The organism is Dyadobacter bucti, from assembly GCF_005869225.1.
In the GTDB taxonomy this organism is placed as follows: Bacteria; Bacteroidota; Bacteroidia; order Cytophagales; family Spirosomataceae; genus Dyadobacter; species Dyadobacter bucti.
In genome coordinates, this window is record NZ_SWFP01000001.1 from 1,331,054 (window position 1) to 1,352,897 (window position 21,844).

Here is a 21,844-nt window from a genome sequence, read left to right on the forward strand (position 1 = left end):
GATTGGCCGACGTACGCAAAGGTTACATCACCACCCGACCAATAAATATCGAAGAAGATAGGGAAGTTGCCGCACCTTGGCGTACACTACTGCTTGAAAACTTTATATACTTTTTTACCGGATGGCGTTTCCAGTACGCAGGTATACATTCCGGATGGAAGATGTTTGGATTCGAAGGTGACTTTATGCATGCCTCTCCCCTGGATCTGGTTGTGGACCGGCTTTGAGATTTCGGTTCCTTTGAGGTTCACGACGGAAACATTCACATTCGATTCCTCGGAAAGATAATATTCGATTTGGGTATTTTCAGCGAATGGATTCGGATAAACCTTGAATGCAAGCGCTTCATCCGGGCGTTGTTCTCCAGTGTTTTCCCTGAAATCGGTAGTAATCTCCGCATGAAAATTCGCCCCTTGGGCAACATGAAACCCGGGTTTCAACTCTATCAACCCGCCAGATAAGTAGGATACATTACCAGAACGGACTATATTATACGCAGTAATCGAGTTCCGGGCTTTCTCTACGAGCGTAGCGTTGGAGATCGGAGCGGATAAAACCGATTTCAGAGGAATGTTCTGTTGCGCAAAAACACGGGAACAAGAAATGAGAATGCCGAATAAAACCAGGGGGTTGGATAGAATTTTCACAGTCTGTTTTGAGAAGGATTGATAAAGCCGCCCTTTCCCGGGTCGGAAACAATATAAACCTAAACCAAAATCATCAAAAAGTAAAATAATTCTACAAACTATTTTGTCAAATAAATATGATATATAAACAACTATATGATTTAAAATACACAACTTATTCTACTCAACGATTTACCCGGACGTTTTGCCGGCTACCGGATGGTAAGCAACTGAATATCGCAAAAGACCAAATTTCATTGATTGAAATCGACGTGACTCGACTAACTCAATTTTCACAGGAACGGCTGCCTAGCCAGGCTATCTTAACCGGAATTGCTGAACAAAGCTGATAACTCCGTCGGGAAAAACGCCCAGCCAGATCACCAGGACGGTGAGGACAGACAGAACCCCCATGCTGATACCGAAAAAAAGAGGATGCTTCTCCTCTGGCTCAGGCACATGATCATTGATTCCTGAAAACATGACCGTGATGACACGCAAGTAATAATATAACCCGATTACACTGCTGGCGACCAGCACAATGCCCAGCAGCCAGAAACCGCTCCGAAGACTCGTGGCCAGAATATAAAACTTACCCGTAAAACCGGCTGTGAGCGGAATTCCCGCCAGAGAAAGCAATGCAGAACTTAGTATACAAGCCAGGACGGGGTGTTTCCAAAAAAGGGCCTTGTACCTGACCAGTTCCTCAGCATCCGATTCTCTATCAGACAAAACAGCCACGACTCCAAAAGCAGCTAGCGTCGTAACGAAATATGCAAGCAGGTAAAAACTTACTGCCTGCGGGACCATAGGACTTCCCGGGATAAATGCTACCAGCAGGTAACCCAGATGCGCAATGGAAGAATAGGCTAATATCCGCTTCAAGTTTTTTTGTCTCAGGGCCAGCAGATTACCAACGATCATGGAGGCAATAGCGATGCATATCAGCAAAAACACCAGTCCTGCGAACCGAAACCCGTCGATCGCCACAAAAAAACGAAGCAACACGGCTACCACCCCGCCTTTGGAAGCTGTCGCAATAAAAGCCGTAACAGGTACCGGTGCTCCCTGGTACACATCGGCCGTCCACATGTGAAAAGGGACAACCGCCAGTTTGAAACCGGCCCCGACCAGCATTAAGCCTAACCCCATCAAAAATAAAGGTGGAATGGTAGCAACATCAGCCAGTGCACCAGCCATTTCAGAAAAACCCATGGTACCCGTTTGCAGGTAAATCAATGCCATGCCGAAAAGCAGAAATGCGGATGAAAACGCAGCCAGGATGAGATACTTGATCCCCGCTTCAATACTATGCTTTCTTTTCCTGAGATAGGCGATCAGAGCATACAATCCTACCGTCAGTATTTCCAGTCCCAAAAATAGGGACACAAAATGCCCGCTCACAGCGAGCACACATGCCCCAAGCGTGCACAGGAAAAGTAACACGTAGTACTCTTTGGGACCCTCTTCTTTTTCTTCAAAATAAATATAAGACAGTACATTCACGACAAGCCCCGAAAAAATGATCAGACCTATCATAAAAACCCCGAAATCGTCGATCACAAACAAAGGATCAATAGGATAGGGAAGCAAATCCCTCATGTAAACAAGTGAGGAAAAAGATACAATGAAAAGTGCCAGACTGACGATCTGAATGATGCGGTGGCTCAGTCTGGCGACGATCAGCAGCATCACCAGTACGGATGCGCCGGCAAGCAGCAACAACGGCATGAGCGCATAGAAATCGTTATCTGACATAGGATTGCTCGGATTTGATGTCACTATCGGGTTGTAACAGCTGTACCAGCCTGACAACGGCCGGTTTGGCGGTATTGATCACCGGCTGCGGGTACAACCCCAGCCACACAATGGACACGGTGAGCGCGGCCATAATGACCATTTCCCTCCGTGAAAAATCGGGAATGTGTCCCGCTCCTTTCTCCGGTCCTAGAAATATTTTCTGGACAATGCGCAAAGAATACACCGCTGAAAAGATCAACCCGGAGGCCGCGACCACCGTGATCCAGAAATGAGCATGAAAAGCGCCTAGTAAAATCAGGAATTCGGCGATAAAACTTCCCAGTCCGGGCAGTCCCAGCGAAGCCATGGCAAACACCATCCCGATCGTCCCCAGCCGCGGCATCTGCGTCCATAATCCTCCCATGAGATTCATATCCCTGGTATGGAGCCGCTCCTTAATCATGCCGGCCAGAATAAACAATGCGCCTGTGCTGATCGCGTGCGTAACAATCTGCATTACAACGCCTTGCAAAGCCAGTTCGTTAAAAGCAAAAATACCCATGAGGACAAAACCCATGTGACTGACGCTGGTAAATGCTACCAGCCGTTTCAGGTCGGTTTGCGAATAAGCCAGCAGGGCACCGTAAACAATCCCTGCGACGCCCAGTACCATGGCCGGAACAGCCACTTGTCTTGCAGCTTCCGGAAACAGCGGAATGACAAACCGCAGCATCCCGTATGCACCCGTTTTCAAAAGCAATCCGGCCAGGATCAGGCTCCCGGCCGTAGGCGCTTCGCCATGTGCGTCGGGCAGCCAGGTATGGAATGGTACAACAGGCAGTTTGACAGCGAAAGCAACCATAAAACCCATCATGAGCCAGATCGCCACCTGGGAAGGAATAACAGTACCCGTCAGCTCAACATAGCTGAAAGTATAAACCCCTGTATTATTGCCATGAATAAAATAAAGCCCCAGTATCGCCAGGAACATCAGCAGGCCGCTTGCCTGGGTGAAAATAAAGAATTTGTATGCGGCATAAACCCGGTTTTCGCTTCCCCAGATCCCGATCAGGAAATACATCGGAATGAGCATTACTTCCCAGAAAAAGTAAAAAAGGAAGAGGTCCATAGCCATAAAGACCCCGGCAACACCGGCCAGTATCCAAAGCAAATTGAAGTAATAAAATCCTGTCCTTTCCCTGATTTCCTCCCACGAACACAGTACCGCCAGAATTCCCATAAAGAAGGTCAGTACCAAAAGCAAAAGGCTCAGCCCGTCGATAGCCAGGTGAAAAGTAATGCCAAATGAGAGTATCCAGTCCTTTTGATACTGAACCAGCCAGTTTTGATCAGAACTGACCTGAACAACCTGGTGCTGGTCTATCCAGAAAAGCAGCAGTATCAAAAATCCGGCGGTAGAGGAAATAAGGGCTATCCAGCGCGGGAAGCTTTTGTTCCATTTGCCGGCAAGAAGCGCGGTCAGGCCTCCTGCCATTAAGATCACGATCAGTAAAGCGAGCATCATAACATCATCTGAATACCTAATATGACAATAGCACCGATCACCATGCCCATAATATACCACCGAAGCGACCCCGACTGTGTCCGGGAGAGCAACCTGTAAAGTGCGTGCGTTACAGACACTATGCCGGTGTAGAGCTTGTCGACGACGTCGGCCTTATTGATCCTGGTAATAAATACAAAAGGCTTAACCAGAATCACGTCGTACAACTGATCAAATCCCCAGCCGGAAAACCAGAACCTGCGCAGGCCCGCCAGCATTTCGTTTTGTCTTAAATTCTCAATGCGCTGCGGCTGTTGGCCATAATAAAAATACCCCAGGAAGATCCCGCCGAAAGTAGCAAGAGCCGCCAAAAGCTGAAACATCCATTCAGAACTTACATTTGTTCGCAAAATCGTTTCAGGTAAGACCTTATGCATCAGGTCAGAAAAAAGTGTGAAATGCCCGAAATTATGGGGCAGCTCGATAAATCCGGCGACCAGAGAAAAAAACGCGAGTACAATCAGGGGAATGGTCATCCGTTTGCCGGGATGATGGCCGATATGTGTTTTGGACTCGCCCCAGAATGTCAGGATCATCATGCGGGTAGTATATGCGGCGGTGATCAATGCACCCAGAAGGGCAACCGCCCATAGCAACGGACTACCCCCGCCAGCGCCCCAGGCATACCAGAGGATCTGGTCTTTACTGTAAAATCCTGAACTGATCAGCGGCACAGCAGCCAGCGACGCCGCGCCGATCAGGAACGTCCAGAATACGACGGGCATTTTATCCTTTAACCCACCCATCCGGAACATATTATGCTCATGATGAAGGGATTCGATAATAGCTCCCGCCGCCAGGAATAGCAATGCTTTAAAAAATGCATGGACCATAAAATGAAAAACCGCCGCTGTCCAGGCGCCTACACCCAGCGCAAGAAACATATAACCGATCTGGCTCATGGTGGAATAGGCCAGTACTCTTTTAATATCATACTGCGTGAGCGCAGTGAATCCTGCGATCAGCAAAGTAGCAGCGCCTATAATGGCAACGACCGACTGCGCCACCACCGAAAGCTCGAAAATAACATGCATCCTGGCAATCAGGTAAACGCCCGCGGTAACCATGGTCGCCGCATGGATGAGCGCACTTACCGGTGAAGGCCCGGCCATAGCGTCGGGCAGCCAGGTCTGCAGCGGAAGCTGGGCCGATTTCCCTACGCCGCCTGCCAGGAGCAGCAATGCGATAACAGTGACCACGGTTTCATTTTGCTGCCATAGTTCCGGTGCTTTCGCGGTAATATCAGCGACGACCAATGTACCCGATTGGTAGAAAACCATAAAGAGCCCTATGGCCATGGCCGTATCCCCTATTCTGGTGATGGTGAATGCTTTGCGGGCTGCATAACCATTGGCCGGATTCTCATACCAAAACCCGATCAGCAGATAACTGCACAGCCCCACCCCTTCCCAGCCCAGGTACATCAGCAGCAGGTTATCGGCCAGTACCAGCACCAGCATGGAAAATACAAACAGGTTCATGCAGGCGAAGAATCTGGAATAATCCTTGTCGCCCTCCATAAAACCCGCCGAGTAAATATGTATCAGGGCGCCGATAAATGTGATCACGAAAACAAAAACCAGCGACAGTGCATCCAGCGTCAGGGTAATTTTAGCATTGAACCCGGCCACATCTATCCAGGTCCACAAGGTTTGGGAATATGTACCGCCGTCGGGCCCCGCCGAGAGCAGCTTCGTTCCGATCATAATGGTGATTAAAGCTGAAAGACATACGCTGCCCGCACCAGCTGCCGCTATCATTTTTTTGGACAAATGGCTGCCTCCGAACGCAAGGATCAGGAAGCCGGCAAGGGGTAGGGCGGGTATCAGCCATAACGGGTTATCCATACGCATTCATTTTATTTAAATGACCTAACCGTTCATTTCTTTCAATTTGTCGATATCCAGCGATTGGTGCTGGTGATAGATCTGCAGGATCAAAGCCAGCCCGATGGAAACCTCGGCCGCTGCCATGGCGAGTATAAAAATGAACATGACCTGCCCGTCCGGCTGGCCCCAATGCGAGCCTGCCGCGATAAACGCGAGCCCGGAGGCATTGAGCATGATCTCCACCGACAACAGCATGAAAATGATATTCTTCCGGATGATCACACCGGCGATGCCCAGCGCAAAGAGCAGGCCCGCCAGCAGCATGACCATTTCAATAGAAACAGATGATTTCATATTACAGCCTCTTCGTGTTCTTCTTTTTCTTCCTTCAGAAATCTGTGTAAAACCAGCCTTTTATGCCGTCCGATATGCGCTGCCCCTACCACTGCGGCCATCAATAGCATCGCCGCAAGCTCCACGCCGATCATGTACACCCCGAATAATGACAGGGCCACCTCCCGTGGGTTTACGGTTTTGGGACCAAATGCTGCGCTTTCCGACCATAGTACCAGAACCAGAAACTCCGCAAACAGTATCGCCGCAAGCAGTGACGGGCCTATCCAGACTTTCATTTTCAACCATTTACGCTCCTGCTCCTCGGTTTCCTTACCCAGATTTAAAAGCATGATCACAAAAATGAAAAGTACCATGATCGCCCCGGCGTAAATGATAATTTCCAGCAATGCCGCAAATGGCGCACCCAGCAAGTAAAACAGCATGGCATGCGACAGTAACGAGACATTGAGATACAGCAAAGCATGCACCGGATTATGCCGGGTAATGACCAGAATTGTAGCAATCACGGTGACTGCTGCGGTTATATAAAAAGCGATATCCATAGGTTATGGTAATAAGCTGCGTACATCCACCGGCGGCTCCTCGTTCTCTCCTTCTCCCTTGCCTTTCACTCCGGCAGCCAACCCGGCCACCTTGTAATAATTGTATCCGGGATATTTCCCTTCGCTATTGATGAGCAGGTCTTCCTTTTCGTAAACCAGGTTCTGCCGGTCGTATTCTCCCATTTCAAAATCAGGGATAAGCTGTATGGCATAAGTAGGGCATGCTTCCTCACAATAACCGCAGAATATGCATCTCGAAAAATTGATCCTGAAAAACTCCGGGTACCTTCTGCCGTTCTCATCCTCGGTAGCCTGCAAGGAAATGCAATCTACAGGACAAGCCGCCGCACACAGGTAACAACCTACGCAACGCTCGCCCATATCGGGGTCACGCGTGAGCACGATCCGTCCCCGCCAGCGGGGATGCAGCACCACTTTTTCTTCCGGGTACTGAATGGTCTCCCGTTTTCTGAACATATGCAGAAAAGTCAACCACATTGTTCTTAGTAAACTGATCATGATGCTGCGGTTTAGATTGTGTCAGCCTTTTAGTAATGCAAATGCACCGGTTATTAACAAATTCAGAAGCGCGACGGGCAGGATGATTTTCCAGCCATATTCCATCAGCTGATCATACCTCGGCCTGGGAAGCGATGCCCGCAGGAGTATGAAAAGCACGATGAAGACAAATGTTTTTAATGCAAACCAAACCAGCGGCGGCAGGAACGGCCCCAGCCATCCGCCGAAAAAGATGGTGACCACCATGGCTGAGACCAGTGTTATACCGAGGTATTCACCAATGAAGAACATCCCGAACTTCATACCGGAGTATTCAGAGTGAAACCCTGCCACCAGCTCACTTTCAGCCTCGGGAATATCAAACGGCAGCCGGTGCGTTTCGGCAATTCCGGCGATCAGGAACAGTATAAAACCGACCGGCTGCGTTACCACGAACCAATGATCCTTTTGCGCCATCACAATATCAGTGAGCCGGAAAGAACCCGAAAGCATCACCACACCCATGAGTGAGAGCCCCATAAAAACTTCGTAACTGATCATCTGGGAAGCTCCCCGCAGGGCACCAAGCAATGAATATTTGTTATTGGACGCCCACCCGCCAAGTACAATGCTATACACGCCCAGGGACGACATGGCCAGAAAAAAGAGCAATCCGATATTCAAGTCGGCAACCAGGATACCCGGGGCGAAAGGAACAACTACAAAACTCAGCAACACCGCAGCGGCAACGATCGCCGGGGCAATAACAAAGATGGTTTTCTCGGCAAACGGAGGTATCCAGTCTTCTTTAAAAAACAGTTTGATGGTATCCGCCGCGACAATCAACAACCCGAAAGGCCCTGCGCGGTTGGGCCCGTAGCGGTCCTGCCACAATGCGAGCATACGGCGTTCCAGCCAGATGAGCCAGGCAGCGATAGTGGTCAGCGTGAACAGCATGACGACGATCATCAGCAGATAACGGAATACCTCATTCATGACATTGTTTTGGTTAAAATCCCTTTGGCAGGCCAGACGGTACCAAGCATGGAAGGAAGGTTATATGGCATCGCAGCCAGACCTTCGGGCAATGCCTCTTTTCTGATGACCGGCAGATCATAACCCTGATCGCCGATCTGCACATGTAAAATATCCCCTTCGCCTACACGCAGACGTTCCGCATCCACATTACCAACCATGATATACGGCCTGGCCGATCGGCTGGCGACGGATGGTGAATACACACTCAGTTCGTCGGAACCGAAAATATGCGGTAGAGAAATGATCACCGTTTCTCCTGTATGCGGTTTAAAAGCGGTCGGAATATTATCCTGAAAACCTGCCTTTGAAACCAGTCCTTCCCGGAAAAGCCGGACGCCGGGATCACCACCATGCAGCGGACCGCCCACTTCTATCTGGTACTTGTTAATGGATTGGACCGAATTCCAGCCCGGTGACCAGTAAAAGGGGATCAATGGCGCAGGGGGCATCCCGCGGTATCCTTCCATTGTAAACGAAAATGGTGAATCGGTATCTTCCGGCGGCTTGGGTTCGCTGACGGCCACATTGGCCAGCATGGACGTACGGCCGCTGAACCGGTGCGGCTCCCGGGGTATCCGCTGCCCGTTGATCCGGAAATCGGCCGGAGGCGCTACGGTTTCAACCCCGCGGAACTGCGGCAAAACGGCAATGAGCTCTTCCGTGAGATTGTCCAGTTCATGGAGGTCCTCCGGCATGATACCATTGCGAAATTGCCTGAATTCGTCCAGCCAGCGCCAGCTTTCTCTGATGTTCTGATTTTTGGGCATAAAAACCTGAAAAAACCGCTGTGCCCGTCCCTCGTTATTGACAAGTGTACCCTCCCCTTCCGCAAAAGTGGCTGCGGGGATCAGTATTGTGGCCTTGCCTGTGGTTTCATTATGAAGGTGATCCAGTACGATGATATTTTTAAAACCACTGAGAAAATGGTCGATATCAGCTTTTGCTCCTCTTCTGTACAAATCGTTTTCCAGGATAATGGCTGTATCCGCATCCTCATTTTCCATAGCTCTGGTCAGGGAGGGAGCCTGCATCATGCCGAGTCCCGCTGAATTACATTCGGGAAGCACAAAACAGAGGCCGGCTTTCTTATGCTCCATTTCCAGCGCCAATGCGATGTTATAGGCAGCTTTGACTATATCTTCATTGAAAAGCGTGGTACCCGAAACGATCAGCGGTCTTTCGGCCTTTTCTAAAATATCCGCAACATGTTTTGCGATTTCCAGCGTCTGATTGTTCATCCCGTTGGGTACCGGAGCGGTATTGTTCAGGTAATCGGCTATGGCAAAACCAAAGCGTGCAATGTCATCCGGGGCCACATGAAAGGTCTCAGAGGCCACCTCGTCGAGTTTGGTTTCGATGGGGTAAGCAATAAAAAGCTCTCCTTTTTCCTCCTGGATAAGCTCACGCAAAGCAGCGTCATGCCAGGCAGGGATATTGATATTTGCTGCATTTTCGAGTGGTTTTTGCCTCACCGCCTGCCTTAATGCCAGCGCGAGCCTGGGAGCGGAGTTGGTGGGATCTTCGCCCAGGATGAGTACCACATCGGCTTGCTCTGTTTCTTTCAGCGAAGGTGTGTGCACGCGGCCGCAGTTCAGGACTTCGAGCACGGTATGGGTCAGGTGGGCTTCATTTTCCGGGATACCCTGGTAAAAATGCTGTTTTCCAACGAGTTGCCGCAATGCAAAGTTGGCCTCAAGTGACGCCCTCGGCGACCCTATCCCGATTATTTTACCGCCGAGTAAAACCGCCGCCAGAATATTAAATAAATTCTCTTTATCGCCTGTATCAGCTATTTTGCCACGGATTACCGGTTGCCGGACTCTGGTTATATCATTGACAAACTCGTAGCCAAACCGGCCACGGTCGCATATAAAGTACCCATTCACCTCACTGTTGAACCGGCTGGTGACCTGTCTCAACTCTCCATACCGCTCGCCGGCAATGATATTGCAGCCCAGACTGCAATGCTGGCAAATGGAAGGCGCCATCGTCATGTCCCATTTCCGGGTGTAATGTTCTTTCAGGGTTTTGTCTGTAAAAACGCCGGTAGGGCATATCTCAGCCAGGTTTCCGCTGAACTCGTTTTCGAGTATGCCGTCTTTTTCCCGCCCGAAATAAACATGGTCGTGGGCCGCAAAAACATCGAGGTCTTTTCCGCCTGCATAATCTTTGTAAAACCGCACACAGCGGTAGCACTGGATACAGCGGTTCATTTCATGGTTGATAAACGGCCCCAGGTACTGATTTCTGTAGGTACGTTTGGGAAACCTGAAACGACGGTAAGCATGCCCGGTCATTACGGTCATATCCTGCAAATGGCAGGAACCGCCTTCGTCACATACCGCGCAGTCGTGCGGGTGGTTGGTCATGAGCCATTCCACATTCTGTGAGCGGAAATCTCTGGCGACGGGATCATCCACGGACACATACATATTGTCGCGGATACCCTCCATACACGACATCACCAGCCGGCCATTGGCATCGTTTTCGTCTTTAAAAACCTTGACAGCACATTGGCGGCAGGCACCTACCGAACCCATGGCCGGATGCCAGCAAAAATACGGCAGGTTGAAACCCAGTGTCAGGCAAGTTTCGAGCAGGTTTTTGCCCGGTTTTACTTCATAAGGCTTTTTATCGACATAAATGAGTGCCATAATGATCTACCGCCAGGGGCATTTTTTTTGACTGATATGCGTTTCAAAATCCTCTCTGAAATATTTCAGCGCACTTTGCAATGGTTCCATCGCCCCGGGGGCCAGCGCACAGAAAGTATTGCCGGGCCCCAGAAAGCGCGTATGCATGTCGAGCAACTGCAAGTCTTCCGTCCTACCCTCTCCCTTTTCTATGGAAAGCAGTATTTTCTCTGTCCAGGGCAGCCCTTCCCGGCAGGGCGTACACCAGCCGCACGATTCCTGCGCGAAGAAATGTTCGAGATTATGCACGAAACCGACGGGACAAGTATGATCGTCCAGAATGATCATCGTGCCGGTTCCCAGCCTGCTTCCCGCGGCAGCTACCGATTTGAAGTCCAGTTTCACATCCAGATGTTCTTTTACCAAAAAATCAGTGGAAGCACCTCCGGGCAACGCTCCTTTGAACCTGTATCCGTTGGCCATCCCTCCGGCATGCACTTCGATCAGTTCCCGCATGGTGACGCCCATCGGCAGCTCCCAAAGCCCCGGTTTCCTGACTCGCCCGCTGACACCATATATCTTGGTCCCTGCATCGCTTCCGCCCAGGCTTTTGAACCACTCGGGGCCGTTATTGATGATATGCGGGATGTTGCAGAACGTTTCCACATTATTGACAATGGTAGGCTTGCCAAACAGGCCGCTCACCTGCGGAAAAGGTGGCTTGGTCCGGGGAGTGGCCCTTTTGCCTTCCAATGCATTGAGCAAGGCGGTTTCTTCACCACATATATAGCGGCCTACCCCGGTGTGCAGGTACATTTCCAGGCTGTAACCGGTACCCAATATATTCTTTCCGAGATAACCCGCCGCATACGCTTCATCCATCGCATGCCTGAGCAGCCTGCCTGCTTTTTTGTAGGCCCAGCGTAAAAAGATATACGATATACTGGCCTGAATGGCATATGCGGAAATGATCATACCTTCTATCAGCTGGTGCGGGTTGCCTTCCATGAGCATTCTGTCTTTGAAGGTACCCGGCTCCATTTCGTCCGCATTACAGATCAGATATTTGACGGCATGGTCGCCGGTCATGGGAACGAAACTCCATTTCATGCCGGTATTAAAACCCGCTCCTCCCCTGCCTTTCAAGTCCGAATCCTGTACTGTTTTGGTAATATCTGCCGGCCCCATGGTTGTAAGCGCCTTCCGCAAGGCCTGGTATCCGCCCGCTCTCTCATAGTCCCTGAGATTATATGGGGGCCGGTTAAAGCTGATATGCTGGGTGAGCGGTGTTTCCATGTCAGTGGTATCCGTCTAAAATTTCATCGAGCCTGTCTTCGGTCAGGTCCCTGAACAATTCATTGTTGATCATCAGCGCCGGGGCATGGTCGCAGGTTCCCAGGCATGCGTTGGGCAGGAGTGTAAACCGGCCGTCGGGTGTGGTTTCACCAAAACTGATATGGAGCCTGTCGCGGATATAACCATAAATTTTTTGATAACCCATTACATAGCAGCTGATACTGTCGCACAGCAGGATCACATTCCTCCCGACAGGCCTTCTGAAAACAAGGTTATAGAATGTCGCCACGCTTTCAAGCTCCTCGGGCGAAATTTCCAGGTGCCCGGCGATCGCGCGCAGGCTCTCGTCCGAGACCCATCCGCGGTGTTGCTGCACAACTTTCAATGCCTCAATAGCCGCTGCCTTTCGAAAAGGTACCAGGGAGATTTCATGGTCGATCTCGGTAATTTCCTCCGTTGTAAGTGTTTCCAGGATGGTCATGATCAGGATATTTCATGGTTATCTGTCTATATCTGCCAAAACATAATCGATGCTTCCCAGGATCGACAGCAGGTCGGCGACCGTGTAACCCTTGCTGATATACGGCAGCATCTGCATGTGCGGAAACGACGGGGTGCGGATCCTCACCCGGTATGCCGAAGTGCTTCCGTCGCTGGTCAGATAGTAGCCGTTCGCGCCTTTGGTGGCTTCAATGCAGCTCATCGCTTCTCCCGGCGGGATCACCGGCCCCCAGCTCACATTCAGAAAATGGGTGATGAGCGTTTCAATGTCCTGCATTGTATTTTTCTTCAATGGCGGGGTGGTGAGGGGATGATCCGACTTGTAAGAACCTTCGGGCATATTCTGAAGGCATTGTTCAATAATGCGGAGGCTCTGCCGCATTTCTTCCACCCGGATCACCGCCCGATCGTAACAGTCCCCGTTTTGAGCCGTAGGAATATCAAAATCGAAGTTTTCATAACCCGAGTAAGGCTGTTTTTTTCTAAAATCCCATTCATATCCGCAGGCTCTCAGTCCCGGACCTGTTACCCCCCACTCAATAGCTTCTTCCAATGTGTAAATACCGATAGCGACTGTACGTCCCCGGAAAATGCTGTTTCGCATCACCATCTGATCGTATTCACGCAATTGTTTTGGAAAGTAATTAACAAAATCGCGCACCAGCTTATCCCAGCCCACTGGCAGATCCTGGGCTACGCCACCGATCCGGAACCAGTTGGGGTGCATTCTGGCGCCACATATGGCCTCTATGATATCAAAGATCTTTTCCCGGTCGGTAAACATGTAAAACACCGGTGAAAGCTGTCCAAGATCCTGTGCAAAAGTGCCGTACCAGACCAAATGACTGGCAATGCGGAACAACTCGCACAACATCACGCGTATTACCTCTACCCGTGCCGGAACCTGAATTCTCGCCAGTTTTTCAACGGCCAGCAGATAAGCCAGGTTGTTCATAACGCCGCCCAGGTAATCGACCCGGTCGGTGTAGGGGATATAGGTATGCCAGGATTGCCTTTCACCCATTTTTTCGGCCCCGCGGTGGTGGAAACCAATGTCGGGAACTGCATCCACAATATCCTCTCCGTCCAGCTGAAGAATGATCCGGAGTACGCCGTGCGTGCCCGGGTGCTGCGGTCCCAGATTGAGGAACATAAAATCTGCATCGGCGCTATGCCTTTTCAAACCCCATTCCTCAGGGTTAAACTGCAGCGCTTCCTGTTCCGATGCCTGCTTTTCATCCCATAACCTGAAAGGTCCCATTTCGGTTGCCCTTGCCGGATGTTCTTTTCTCAGCGGGTGGCCGTTCCAGGTCACCGGCATGAGTATACGCCGTAAATTCGGATGCCCCTCAAACCGGATACCGAACATGTCGAATACTTCTCTTTCATACCAATTGGCATTTTTCCACAGGGATGAAATGGAGGCTATGGAAGGGTACTCTCCATGCAATGCCACTTTGAGCCGGACAAACCGGTTACGCCCGAAAGACAGTAAATGATAAACAACGGTGAAATCAGGGGGCACAGAGCCATTCATCCCCACTTTCACCCGGTTGCGCTCATCCATCGCGCTGAGGTCGTAGAGCATACCAAAGGGACTGCGGATCTTCGTTTTGAGATGTGTCAGCAGTGTTACAATATGTTCTTTTTTAACCCAAAAAGTGGCTACACCGTCTGCTGTGGCCTGCGGTTTGAAAGCTGCTTCGCCGAAGACGGCAAACAGTTCATCTTCCAGGCTTGAATCGGTATCCTTGCTATCAAACATTGTCAGGCGTACGGAAATCAATGATTTTCGCTCTTTCTTCTCTTTTTTCGACACGCATCACCGGCTTTTCGGGCCTGATGACGCCCTGGGGACCAATAGCCCAGCTTAGTGGCCGCTGTTCCTTTCCAACCGATTCGGCCAGGAGCATAAGCCCTTGCATAAAAGCATCCGGGCGCGGCGGGCAGCCGGGAACATACACGTCCACGGGAAGGAATTTATCCACACCCTGCACCACGCTGTAAATGTCGTACATCCCCCCGGAGTTGGCGCATGAACCCATGGAAATCACCCACTTAGGTTCTTTCATTTGTTCGTGGAGCCTTTTGATGATCGGGGCCATTTTAACAAAAACAGTCCCGGCGATCACCATCACATCCGCTTCCCGGGGCGTGCCGCGGATCACTTCTGCGCCGAAACGTGCCACATCGTACTTGCTCGTCAGGCTGGTAGCCATTTCCACGAAGCAACAGGAAAGCCCGAAATGGAACGGCCACATGGAATTTTTACGCCCCCATGCCAGCAAATCCTGAACGGTCGTGAGCATTATGCTTTGCCCTACTGATTCTTCGAATGAACTTGTTCCCTTGGTCGTAACGGCGGGATCTGACGGTTTGCTAAGCCACCATTTCATAGTACAGGATCTTTAAAGGGTAGCTTACGGTAAGCTTTCAGGATTTTTTTCCCGTCAGGTCCGAAATTCAGCGCCCCTATGCTCCATTCATAAATCAAAACGGCGAATAATAACCCTATAAAAACACAAATGCTGAGGTAACCCGGCCATCCGAGTTCACGGAAAGCCAAAGCCCACAGCACGATAAAAACCACTTCAATATCAAAAATGACGAACATCATGGCTACAAGGTAGAACTGCGCGGAGAACCTCAGCCTTGCCGAACCGGTTTCGAGAATGCCCGATTCATACGGCTGACCGGAAGCTCCGCCCTGATGACGTTGTCCTAAAAAGTAAGAAAGTGAAATGATCAGTGTTAATAATGCAAAAACCAGTAAAGTATAGACCCAAAAAGGCCACCCTGGCGCACCAGACGCATTTAAACCATCCATAAGCAATCGAATTTTAAAAAAGCGGAAACAGAAAAAGCTGTCTTTTCTTAAAATAACGTGATGCGAAAATGAAAATCCGGGATCGAAGCTGTTTAAATGCCCGTGATGTAGTGTTTCAGGTTCCCGATGATGAATTCCTGATCTTCGATGATATACTTTACAACATCACCGATCGAGATGATGCCCATGAGTTGTTCGTCGTCGATAACCGGCAGATGCCTGATAAATTTGTCCGTCATGAAGGACATACAATCTTCGATGGTTGTATCAGATGATACCGTCAGGGGATTCATCGTCATGATTTCCCTGACCCTTAGTTCTTTGGAGGCCTTTCCTCTCAGGATAACTTTGCGTGCATAATCCCTTTCAGTGAAGATCCCGACGACCTTCTGTTGTTCCATAACCAGGAGCGCACCGATGTTCTTTTCAGCCATCAGTTCCAGAGCTTCAAAAACAGTGTTATCCGGGCAAATCGACACCGGCCCTGTTTTTTTTGTTTCGAGAATGTTTCTGACTTTTCCCATAATTTACTCCTTCTCTTGACAGATTCAGCGATAAATTGGTAATTATAAAGCTAACTTTTTTTTTGAGAAAAAACTAATATTCTAATATTTTTTTGCACTTTATTTTCTAAGCCGCTTTTACTCCCCATAATCATGCGCCGACCGAGCATGGAAAAGGCCAAGCCAAATATATTTTTGTTTAAAATATGTCCGGAAAAGCATAACATGATGTACTATATCAGAAAAAAACTATCATGAAAAAATTCTTATTGCTTATCCGTGAGGATATTAGCCGGCTGTCACAAATGTCGGAGGAAGAAATGCAACAGGACATAGCCGAGATGAACAGCTGGGTGGAGGATCTCATCAGATTTGACAGCTTCATTTCCGGGGAACCTTTGGAAAATGATTTTAAACTGGTCGGCAAGCAGGTGCCGACAGACGGCCTGTTTATCGACGCCAGGGAGGGCATCAGCGGCTACCTGATGATCCAGGCAGAGAACCTGGAACAGGCGGCTGCTATTGCAGAACAGTGTCCGCATATCATTGAAGGCAAGATCAGCATAGAGGTACGTCCCATCATGGAGATTCCGCAATCATCGTGAACGAAGATCTTTCGCTTCTGATTTCCCGGCTGTACCGCAATCATTTCGGAAAAATGGTTGCGGTTCTGATGTACCATACCGGCATAGAAGAAATCGCGGTTTCCGAAGATATTGTTCAGGAAGCATTTGCAATAGCCTCCGATAAGTGGCAGAAAAGTATCCCGGACCAGCCGGAAGCATGGTTGTACAAAACGATCAGGAACATTGCTTACAATAACCTGAAGAAAGAAAAACGAAAACAAGTTCTTGAATATGACCTTATCGCTTTTGACCCGCAATTGGTTGACGACCATGATTTACTGAGGATACTGTTTGCTTGTCTGCAGCCGGCTTTTCCGCCGAAAGTCCAGCTAGTGATCGTCCTGCGATATGTTTGCGGTTTACGGGTGAAACGTATTGCCGCTTTACTGGCCTCGAATGAGGAAAACATATCTAAAATCCTCTATCGCTGGCGTGCGCAAAACAAATCCGAAAATTTCATCCTGACGGAAATGTCGGGTAAGCCGGACAGCCAGAAGGTCAGAATGGCGCTCAAAATTCTGTACGTCATGTTTACGGAGGGTTACCAACTGTCTGAGGAAGGCGGTCTTTCCGATGAAGTTTTATGTGAAGACGCTTTGAGCCTGCTGCAGGAAATGATGAAAATGGACATTGTGGCGAACGGAGAAGTGAAAGCATTGTACGCATGGATGCTGTACAATCTGGCCAGAGCCGAGACCAGAACAAACCAGCTTGATGAACTGACTGTACTGGCCGAACAGGACCGTACCCGCTGGAACCGTGAAATGATCGCCGTGGCGAACCACTATCTGCTCTGTTCCCAAAAGGAATCACTGAGCACCAGCGCGTACCAGTTAGAGGCTGCAATTGCCTATAAACATACGCAGGCAACCACATTTGCAGAAACGGACTGGCATGGAATAGCCGGTCTGTACGAAAAACTTGTGATCCTTAATCCATCCCCTTTTACGAAACTGGGGCAGGCGGCGGCATTGTATTTTGGCATGAATGAAACAGGGGCAATTGAAATCCTGAATCAATGGAACGCCAATCCGTTTTTTCAGAATTACCACCTGATCCATTGTTTCTGGGCCAGAATATACCGGGATAAAAACGATGTGCCCCGTGCGTTGGCCTCTTACAAAAAAGCGCTGACCTGCCCGGTCAACGCTTTTGAGAAAAAATTCATAGAAAGGGAAATAGACATCCTTCCCAAACTGAGCTTGTCCCAGTGCTCGGGGCCTACATCAAATCCGCCGTGATTGGCCACCAGCAAACAATTGACGCAATGCTTCAAACCTGCGGCGCCCAGTAGGTACAGTTTCCCTCGGGAGCTACCGGCCCGGTGAAAAGCAGGCAGCCGCCACATTCTTTTCCTTCTGCTACGGTTATCCATAATTTGCAGCCATCGCATTGTTTGTCGGGCATGGGCGAGAGGCTTACATAACCCAGGGCTTTTCTTTTTTCCACATCCACAGGGCTTACTCCCGTGAGATCTTCACAAGGATTTCCGGCGGCGGGTGAACTGATATTTGCCACATTTTTCTTGGCACTCCGGCAACCGGCAATCCATAAACTTCCAGCCGACAGGGCCAGTGACGATTTCAGACATTTTTGCAGGAATGCCCTTCTGTTTTTTTTATTCATAAATAAAATACTTGTAATGAATGTGTTTTGGCAATAACTGTTTCAAATGAGATTTACCGGACATTCATAGCCTTCTTCACCAAGTGAATTGCTTTCGTTACTTCATCCCCGGATTTATCCTCCATTTTTTGCAAACTTCTGATCACATTTTTATCCGGTTCGGTTTGGTTCTTCGACCGTTTGATTCCTTTTGCCAATCCGTTCAATACCGCAGCCTGATAGCTTTTATCTTTGTTCTCCAAAACACCCAATAACCCGCCGATTTCATTTTTCCCATTTCTCGATCCGGTTATATAGCCGAAATCTTCCGCAAACTTCAGCTTCCCGGGAGACGCGCTGTCAAAAAACCCGCTCTCCGCCAGCAGTCCGGCCATCTCAGCAGAGCTGCCGGGAACAGAACTCAGTACCGATAGGCGGTAAAGGGGTTGTTCTGCATTTTTTCCGGCCACATTTACCAGTACCGGCAAAACCTCTTTTCCCGAAAACTGCCCCAAGCTCAGGCTTGCCTGATATGACACCTGCGGGGACGGATCGTTTGTCAGTTTGATAACTTCCGGGAGGTATTTCGGATATTTTTCAGCCAGTACCAGTCCATGTTCCCGCATGCCCGGATGGGTGTCTGCCAATGCGCTGCCTACCATTCCCTCCTCCAGCGCGCCAAGGCCTTCCAGGGCATACATGATATGCAAACGGCCGCGGGCGTCCTGGGTTTCCGCGAACGCCTTTTTCAGGATCGGTACCATGCTTTGGTCCTGCCTTTCCAGCAGCAGACGCTGCGCATTCAGCCGCCACCATTGGTTGGGATGGGACAAAAACGGAATGAGCTCGGCGGAGTTTTTGCTGTGAAGATCGGGTAGCTGAAGATTCCGTTTTTCGCCGACCTTAGGGAAAATCCGCCAGATCCGGCCATATTGTTCGCCTTTTGAAAAATCCATATCGGCTTTCAGATCCTCTGGAATGGATACCGGCGTTTCGATATGCTGACGGTACATATCGATCAGATAAAGATACCCGTCGGGCCCGAGCGCCATGTTGACGGGGCGGAACCAACTGTCGGTGGATGCCAGAAATTCCCCGCCTTTATCCTCCCCGCTGCGGGTGGCAGTATACGCAGGCTGCCCGGGCTGTGATTTGATCACATCCCGGTGAACAAGGTTTCCTGCAACCTCACCCGTAAAAACAGAGCCGTAGAAAGATTCGGGGAAAGCATCACCTCCATAGTAGGTGGCGCCGGATGCCCCGGTAAAATGGTCGCGTGCATACTCTTTGTTCCCCGTTTTCAGCGAATCATATTTGGCCTGGCGGCGGTCGCTGCGCTGCTGACGCCAATAAGGCGTCGCCGACTTCTGGAACATTTCGAGTTCGTGGTCCGAAACATTTACGTCGGTACGATAACTCGGCAGGTACGGGTGGCGGTTTACATATCTCGCGGCAATGGGCGATTGCTGAATATGCAGGGTATTTTGGGTATAAAAACGATGCCCCCAGTCATCGATAGCCTGCCCGAACTGACCAGTGCCCGACTCCGGCTCAAATATGCCTCGGTCCATACGGAACCGGAAACCTCCTCCCCCAACCTGAATAGCGGGTTTGTCGGGCCATTTTGGCGAAGTGATCAGCCCGGCTTGTCCGTTGTTATTGGCATAGATCCAGTTGTCCGCCCCGAAGCGCAGGCTGGTGATCTGTGCTTCGGAATTTTTTGCGAAAAAACCTGTAAAAAGCACTTCTCTGCTATCGGCTTTGAAATCACCATTGGTATCTTTTAAATATAAAATATCCGGAGCCGCCGCCACGATGATGCCTGCTTTCCAGGGAAGCACAGATGTTGCGCTTGGCAGGCCGTCCGCATACACGTACGATTTATCTATTTTACCATCTCCGTCAGTATCCTTTAAAAGCCGGATCCTTCCCTTAAAATTTCCGGGTTTTGCGTCGTAAGGATAATCGCCCATTTCAACGACATAGATGTTCTTATTGTCATCAAAAACCATATCGACAGGAGAAAGCACGTCCGGTTCCGCCACGAAGGGCTCGATACCGAAAGCATCATGGAGCTGAAAAGTGCCCATGGATTCCTGCGGGGAAAGTGCCTGCGGGTAACGCTGGGAAAAGGCCGGCAAGCAAGGAATTGCCAATAAAAAAAGGTTGATTGTTATGTTGAATATGTATTTCATGGTTCAGAAAGGTTTTCAGGTTCACGGCGCAGCAAGCCAGAGCCCGAAGTATTTCCGGACGCTGCCCACACTGCCAGTTGGTTTTTTATTTGTGAAAAAGTGATTTGTAATGTGGGATTGTGTCAAAAATTCCGCCGCTGCGATCGTAGAAATCCCGATCGAGCCGGAACACGCCTCTCTCCGCACTTGCCCAGCTGGCCCCGGAATCGGGCAGATAGCTGCGCATTTGTTCCCAGTTTTTGTAGTTCATATCACCGTTTGTTTCCAGTAATCCCATACCCAGATCGGGAAAAGGTGCGAGCCGGGCCGCCAGGTTTTTGTGCCACTCCAGAAGCGCAGGATTAACCGTGAGATCCGAGCAGGCGCAGGGAATTCGATGTGCGTGGGCAATGCGGGCAATTTTCATGGAGAGGCTCAACGTTTTGGCCACGCCCTTTAAAATAATAGCACCATAGCCGAGTTCCAGACATTTCAGCGTACTGGCCTCATCATTGGCCCGCTCGTCGGCGGCGATCCGCAGCCCCAGCCCGCCCACATGCTCGTCGCTGGTTTCGGGAAGCGGTTCTTCGATAAACAGGATATGTGAAAACGCCCCGATTTTGTGGGCATAATCGATCAGCTTTTCGAGTGTTTCCTTTTTCTGGTAGCGGCCGTTGGAATCCAGGGTGTACAGGATCCTGCCGTTTTGGGTTTCTGTGCTGTTTTTATCTTTTAATGCCTCATGAATTTCAGCCAGCCGGGCCTTGTCTTTTTCGAGCATTTCCGCCTGGCTTCCGGGTTGTCCGGTTTTTATTTTTATTACAAAATAACCTTTATCGACCGCCTGCTGAATCTCTTGCACAGGCATCCCATACGGAACCTGGAACATGACGGCCACTTTCCGGTTTTGATGTGACAGGGCTGCCTTGTAAGCCTCGGGCACCATATCATCATAGCTGGTCAATCCATTCTCACGTGCGTATAAAAGCCAGGCAGCATTGTCTACGCTGACGAGTGCGTTTAAAATAAAATTCACGCTCAGATCGGCTCTGTCGGTCAGGTTTGCGGCTACCGGGCCAAGTCTCGGGATCAGTTCGTCCATCAGCGAAACGGGGTCAGCAAAGGGAATTTCCCTGGCAAGCAGTGATGCTTTCTGCGTAAGCACATACATGAGCGCATTTCCGGCAGCTTCCGGATAGTGGCTGAAAAGTTCGGCGTCACCATAAAGTACACTCTGGGTAGCGAGCCCGATCCCTTCATGGTTTTCTGTTGAAAGCCTGGACACAGTTTGCCAAAGCTCGGTCAGATAGCCGCCTTTAAATCCGAACGGACGCAGCAGAGGCTCTCTTTCAAAATCAGAATCGGTTGAAATGATCCTTAGCATAGATTGTTTTTTCAAATTCCCAATAAACGGAAGTCCGGCAGGATAAGCTAAAACCGCCGCCATACCCGACTTCCTGATAAAATCTCTCCGGTCCATTGCAT

19 protein-coding genes and 1 pseudogene are annotated in these 21,844 nt (G+C 49.9%); 2 read left to right on the plus strand and 18 right to left on the minus strand.

The features are described from left to right. Positions 1-149: 149 nt before the first annotated feature. From FBF61_RS04990 to FBF61_RS05060, 15 genes and pseudogenes are all read right to left on the minus strand, one after another. A pseudogene (locus FBF61_RS04990) lies at positions 150-647 on the minus strand (3-coathanger stack domain-containing protein); the annotation flags it as partial. A 297-nt stretch (positions 648-944) separates the two neighbouring features. Further along, on the minus strand, positions 945-2,384 hold the full coding sequence (locus FBF61_RS04995) for an NADH-quinone oxidoreductase subunit N (protein ID WP_138476044.1): 1,440 nt from the start codon (positions 2,382-2,384) through the stop codon (positions 945-947). Further along, on the minus strand, positions 2,374-3,891 hold the full coding sequence (gene nuoM / locus FBF61_RS05000; protein WP_138476045.1) for an NADH-quinone oxidoreductase subunit M: 1,518 nt from the start codon (positions 3,889-3,891) through the stop codon (positions 2,374-2,376). Before nuoM ends, FBF61_RS04995 begins: the two co-directional genes overlap by 11 nt. After that, positions 3,888-5,777: an NADH-quinone oxidoreductase subunit L gene (gene nuoL, locus FBF61_RS05005; protein WP_138476046.1), complete on the minus strand. Its 1,890-nt coding sequence runs from the start codon at positions 5,775-5,777 to the stop codon at positions 3,888-3,890. Before nuoL ends, nuoM begins: the two co-directional genes overlap by 4 nt. A gap of 24 nt (positions 5,778-5,801) precedes the next feature. Continuing rightward, positions 5,802-6,113, minus strand: coding sequence for an NADH-quinone oxidoreductase subunit NuoK (nuoK, locus tag FBF61_RS05010; protein WP_138476047.1), 312 nt, complete (start codon positions 6,111-6,113; stop codon positions 5,802-5,804). Then, entirely contained in the window at positions 6,110-6,658 is a 549-nt protein-coding gene (gene nuoJ, locus FBF61_RS05015; protein ID WP_138476048.1) for an NADH-quinone oxidoreductase subunit J, read from the minus strand. Before nuoJ ends, nuoK begins: the two co-directional genes overlap by 4 nt. A gap of 3 nt (positions 6,659-6,661) precedes the next feature. Next, positions 6,662-7,177, minus strand: coding sequence for an NADH-quinone oxidoreductase subunit NuoI (nuoI, locus tag FBF61_RS05020; RefSeq protein ID WP_138476049.1), 516 nt, complete (start codon positions 7,175-7,177; stop codon positions 6,662-6,664). 21 nt (positions 7,178-7,198) lie between these two features. Further along, positions 7,199-8,152, minus strand: a complete 954-nt coding sequence (gene nuoH / locus FBF61_RS05025; RefSeq protein WP_138476050.1) for an NADH-quinone oxidoreductase subunit NuoH — start codon at positions 8,150-8,152, stop codon at positions 7,199-7,201. After that, positions 8,149-10,848 (minus strand): NADH-quinone oxidoreductase subunit NuoG, encoded by a 2,700-nt coding sequence (nuoG, locus tag FBF61_RS05030; protein WP_138476051.1) that lies wholly within the window; start codon positions 10,846-10,848, stop codon positions 8,149-8,151. The genes nuoH and nuoG overlap by 4 nt, the downstream gene beginning before the upstream one ends. Positions 10,849-10,854: 6 nt before the next feature. Beyond that, positions 10,855-12,123: an NADH-quinone oxidoreductase subunit NuoF gene (gene nuoF, locus FBF61_RS05035; protein WP_138476052.1), complete on the minus strand. Its 1,269-nt coding sequence runs from the start codon at positions 12,121-12,123 to the stop codon at positions 10,855-10,857. A gap of 1 nt (position 12,124) precedes the next feature. Next, the gene (gene nuoE / locus FBF61_RS05040) at positions 12,125-12,604 is read right to left on the minus strand and encodes an NADH-quinone oxidoreductase subunit NuoE (RefSeq protein ID WP_138476053.1); all 480 of its coding nucleotides are present in this window, start codon (positions 12,602-12,604) and stop codon (positions 12,125-12,127) included. 18 nt (positions 12,605-12,622) lie between these two features. Beyond that, the gene (gene nuoC / locus FBF61_RS05045; protein ID WP_229214919.1) at positions 12,623-14,443 is read right to left on the minus strand and encodes an NADH-quinone oxidoreductase subunit C/D; all 1,821 of its coding nucleotides are present in this window, start codon (positions 14,441-14,443) and stop codon (positions 12,623-12,625) included. Further along, positions 14,382-15,020 carry an NADH-quinone oxidoreductase subunit NuoB gene (gene nuoB, locus FBF61_RS05050; protein ID WP_138476055.1) on the minus strand — a complete coding sequence of 213 codons (639 nt, stop codon included), beginning with the start codon at positions 15,018-15,020 and terminating at the stop codon, positions 14,382-14,384. Before nuoB ends, nuoC begins: the two co-directional genes overlap by 62 nt. After that, the gene (locus FBF61_RS05055) at positions 15,017-15,451 is read right to left on the minus strand and encodes an NADH-quinone oxidoreductase subunit A (protein ID WP_138476056.1); all 435 of its coding nucleotides are present in this window, start codon (positions 15,449-15,451) and stop codon (positions 15,017-15,019) included. Before FBF61_RS05055 ends, nuoB begins: the two co-directional genes overlap by 4 nt. Positions 15,452-15,543: 92 nt before the next feature. After that, on the minus strand, positions 15,544-15,975 hold the full coding sequence (locus tag FBF61_RS05060) for a CBS domain-containing protein (protein WP_138476057.1): 432 nt from the start codon (positions 15,973-15,975) through the stop codon (positions 15,544-15,546). A gap of 233 nt (positions 15,976-16,208) precedes the next feature. Here FBF61_RS05060 and FBF61_RS05065 point away from each other — a divergent pair, with 233 nt between their 5' ends. Continuing rightward, positions 16,209-16,559, plus strand: a complete 351-nt coding sequence (locus tag FBF61_RS05065) for a YciI family protein (protein ID WP_138476058.1) — start codon at positions 16,209-16,211, stop codon at positions 16,557-16,559. After that, entirely contained in the window at positions 16,556-17,821 is a 1,266-nt protein-coding gene (locus tag FBF61_RS05070) for an RNA polymerase sigma factor (RefSeq protein ID WP_138476059.1), read from the plus strand. The genes FBF61_RS05065 and FBF61_RS05070 overlap by 4 nt, the downstream gene beginning before the upstream one ends. A 31-nt stretch (positions 17,822-17,852) precedes the next feature. Here the strand turns inward: FBF61_RS05070 and FBF61_RS05075 are convergent, their stop codons facing one another. The 3 genes from FBF61_RS05075 to FBF61_RS05085 form a co-directional block, all read right to left on the minus strand. Further along, positions 17,853-18,206, minus strand: a complete 354-nt coding sequence (locus FBF61_RS05075) for a hypothetical protein (RefSeq protein WP_138476060.1) — start codon at positions 18,204-18,206, stop codon at positions 17,853-17,855. Positions 18,207-18,259: 53 nt separating this feature from the next. After that, entirely contained in the window at positions 18,260-20,380 is a 2,121-nt protein-coding gene (locus tag FBF61_RS05080; protein WP_138476061.1) for a PVC-type heme-binding CxxCH protein, read from the minus strand. Between the two features lie 85 nt (positions 20,381-20,465). Continuing rightward, positions 20,466-21,839: an enolase C-terminal domain-like protein gene (locus FBF61_RS05085; RefSeq protein ID WP_138476062.1), complete on the minus strand. Its 1,374-nt coding sequence runs from the start codon at positions 21,837-21,839 to the stop codon at positions 20,466-20,468. Between the last annotated feature and the right edge of the window lie 5 nt (positions 21,840-21,844).